This window comes from Corynebacterium sp. LK31, assembly GCF_014335015.1.
Taxonomy (GTDB): domain Bacteria; phylum Actinomycetota; class Actinomycetes; order Mycobacteriales; family Mycobacteriaceae; genus Corynebacterium; species Corynebacterium jeikeium_D.
This window is the reverse complement of sequence record NZ_PDGW01000019.1, coordinates 1-3,557: the sequence shown is the minus strand read 5'-3', so window position 1 is coordinate 3,557 and position 3,557 is coordinate 1. Positions and strand designations below refer to the sequence as shown.

The window sequence follows — 3,557 nt, the reverse complement described above, 5'->3', positions numbered from 1 at the left end:
CGTTTGTGCTTTCCTTTGGTGTTGGTTGGTTGTTGGTGCGCTGTTGGGTGTCTGGGATGACACATGTTGTTGTTCCTGTTTACAGGTTGCTGCGTGCTGCGGGCAGGCTGCTGTTGTGGTGGTTTGTGTGTGGTGTGTGGGTGTTGTGTGAGAACTGGATAGTGGACGCGAGCATCTTGTTTTTCTGTAAGTTCGATTTTGTCAAGCAGTTTTTCTGTTTGTGATTGTTCTTAGTTATTTGTTTGTGTGTTGTGTTGTAAGGGCGCATGGTGGATGCCTTGGCATAGTAGGCCGATGAAGGACGTGAGAGGCTGCGATAGGCCTCGGGGAGCTGCCAACTGAGCGTTGATCCGAGGGTGTCCGAATGGGGAAACCTGGCCGTCGTTGTGGGCGGTCGCCGTTAGATGAATTCATAGTCTAATTGGTGGTTACGCGGGGAAGTGAAACATCTCAGTACCCGTAGGAGTAGAAAACAATTGTGATTCCGTTAGTAGTGGCGAACGAACGTGGATGAGGCTAAACCGCGTGCGTGTGATACCTGGCAGGGTTTGCGTGCGTGGGGTTGTGGGGATGCATTGTGCAGGGTCTGCTAGTCCTGCGTTGTGTTGTGTGGGTGTAGCGGAAGTGGATTGGAATGTCCTGCCGTAGACGGTGAGAGTCCGGTACGTGAAACACCCGTGCGTGCAATTGGTGTGTTGCCCGAGTAGCAGCGGGCTCGTGGAATCTGCTGTGAATCTGCCGGGACCACCCGGTAAGCCTAAATACCTGCTTATGACCGATAGCGGATTAGTACCGTGAGGGAATGGTGAAAAGTACCCCGGGAGGGGAGTGAAATAGTACCTGAAACCATGTGCTTACAATCCGTCAGAGCCCTTTTTTGTGGGGTGATGGCGTGCCTTTTGAAGAATGAGCCTGCGAGTCAGCGGCATGTCGCGAGGTTAACCCGTTTGGTGGGGTAGTCGTAGCGAAAGCGAATACTAACTAGTGTGTTGTCAGTGGCATGTCCTGGACCCGAAGCGGGGTGATCTACCCATGGCCAGTGTGAAGCAGAGGTAAGACTCTGTGGAGGCGCGAACCCACTTAGGTTGAAAACTGAGGGGATGAGTTGTGGGTAGGGGTGAAAGGCCAATCAAACTCCGTGATAGCTGGTTCTCCCCGAAATGCATTTAGGTGCAGCGTCGTGTGTTTCCTCCTGGAGGTAGAGCTACTGGTTGGTTTAGCGGGACTATCATCTTAGCGACATCAGCCAAACTCCGAATGCCGGTGAGGTGAGAGCACGGCAGTGAGACTGCGGGGGATAAGCTTCGTAGTCGAGAGGGAAACAGCCCAGATCGCCGGCTAAGGCCCCTAAGGGTGTGCTAAGTGGAAAAGGATGTGGGATCGCGAAGACAACCAGGAGGTTGGCTTAGAAGCAGCCATCCTTGAAAGAGTGCGTAATAGCTCACTGGTCGAGTGGTTCTGCGCCGACAATGTAGTGGGGCTCAAGTACACCGCCGAAGCCGCGGCAATCACCTTTTGGTGGTTGGGTAGGGGAGCGTCGCGTGACTGCTGTGAAGCGCTGGGGTAACCCTAGTGTGGAGTGTGCGCGAGTGAGAATGCAGGCATGAGTAGCGAATGAGGAGTGGAAAACTCCTCCGCCGAATGACTAAGGGTTCCTGGGCCAGGTTAATCCTCCCAGGGTGAGTCGGGACCTAAGGCGAGGCCGACAGGCGTAGTCGATGGATAACGGGTTGATATTCCCGTACCCGTGTGTCCGCGCCCATGGTGAATCAGGGATACTAACCCACCTGAACACGCGCCGTTTACTAGCCTTTTAGGTTGGTTGGTGTGTGTGATGCTGGGGACCTGAACTGGTAGTAGCCAAGTGATGGGGTGACGCAGGAAGGTAGCCGTGCCACGTGATGGATATCGTGGTGTAAGCGTGTGGCCCGTGTTCTAGGTAAATCCGGAGCACATATAGGGTGAGGCGTGATGCGTACCCGTTTTGGGGAAGTTGGTGATCCTATGCTGCCGAGAAAAGCCTCTAGCGATGTGGATATACGGCCCGTACCCGAAACCGACACAGGTAGTCAGGTAGAGAATACTAAGGCGATCGGGAGAACTGTGGTTAAGGAACTCGGCAAAATGCCCCCGTAACTTCGGGAGAAGGGGGGCCATGACTGGTGACCGACGTGGTTGAGCTGGTTGTGGCCGCAGAGAATAGAGGGAAGCGACTGTTTACTAAAAACACAGGTCCGTGCGAAGACGGGTAAGTCGATGTATACGGACTGACGCCTGCCCGGTGCTGGAAGGTTAAGAGGACCTGTTAGACCCTTTGTGGGTCGAAGCGGAGAATTTAAGCCCCAGTAAACGGCGGTGGTAACTATAACCATCCTAAGGTAGCGAAATTCCTTGTCGGGTAAGTTCCGACCTGCACGAATGGCGTAACGACTTCCCTGCTGTCTCAACCACAGACCCGGCGAAATTGCAGTACGAGTAAAGATGCTCGTTACGCGCGGCAGGACGAAAAGACCCCGGGACCTTCACTATAGCTTGGTATTGGTGTTCGGTTCGGTTTGTGTAGGATAGGTGGGAGATTGTGATGCCTCAACGCCAGTTGGGGTGGAGTCGTTGTTGAAATACCACTCTGATCGTATTGGACATCTCAACCTCGGCCCGTGATCCGGGTTAGGGACAGTGCCTGGTGGGTAGTTTAACTGGGGCGGTTGCCTCCCAAAGAGTAACGGAGGCGCCCAAAGGTTCCCTCAGCCTGGTTGGCAATCAGGTGTTGAGTGTAAGTGCACAAGGGAGCTTGACTGTGAGACTGACAGGTCGAGCAGGTAGGAAACTAGGGACTAGTGATCCGGCACCGGCTTGTGGAAGCGGTGTCGCTCAACGGATAAAAGGTACCCCGGGGATAACAGGCTGATCTTCCCCAAGAGTCCATATCGACGGGATGGTTTGGCACCTCGATGTCGGCTCGTCGCATCCTGGGGCTGGAGTAGGTCCCAAGGGTTGGGCTGTTCGCCCATTAAAGCGGCACGCGAGCTGGGTTTAGAACGTCGTGAGACAGTTCGGTCTCTATCCGCCGCGCGCGTAGAAACTTGAGGAAGGCTGTCCCTAGTACGAGAGGACCGGGATGGACGTACCTCTGGTGTGCCAGTTGTCCCGCCTGGGGCATGGCTGGTTGGCTACGTACGGAAGGGATAACCGCTGAAAGCATCTAAGCGGGAAGCCTGTTCCAAGATTAGGTTTCTTTTGAGGTCCCCTATAGATGATGGGGTTGATAGGCCGGATCTGGAAGCATCGTAAGGTGTGGAGGTGACCGGTACTAATAGACCAAACATTCAACACACAAAGTGTGAATTACAGGGTTTTTGCTCGCGTCCGTTATTCAGTGTCTGGCATGACACCACCCACCCAAAGTTGTGGTGGGGATGGGTTGTTGCCTGGTTTTTGTCGGTGGTGTTAGCGGTGGGGTCACGCCCGGTCCCATTCCGAACCCGGAAGCTAAGTCCACCAGCGCCGATGGTACTGCACTCGGGAGGGTGTGGGAGAGTAGGTCGCCGCCGGCATAA

General features: G+C 54.5%; 1 protein-coding gene and 2 rRNA genes. All 3 read left to right on the top strand.

The window, feature by feature from the left end; genetic code table 11:
- The coding region (locus CRD18_RS11055) for a hypothetical protein (RefSeq protein ID WP_207106356.1) at window positions 1-224 on the top strand (224 nt) is incomplete at its 5' end.
- Window positions 225-246: 22 nt separating this feature from the next.
- Window positions 247-3,335: ribosomal RNA gene (locus tag CRD18_RS07435) — 23S ribosomal RNA — on the top strand.
- 102 nt (window positions 3,336-3,437) lie between these two features.
- Window positions 3,438-3,554, top strand: a 5S ribosomal RNA gene (rrf, locus tag CRD18_RS07430).
- Window positions 3,555-3,557 lie beyond the last annotated feature (3 nt).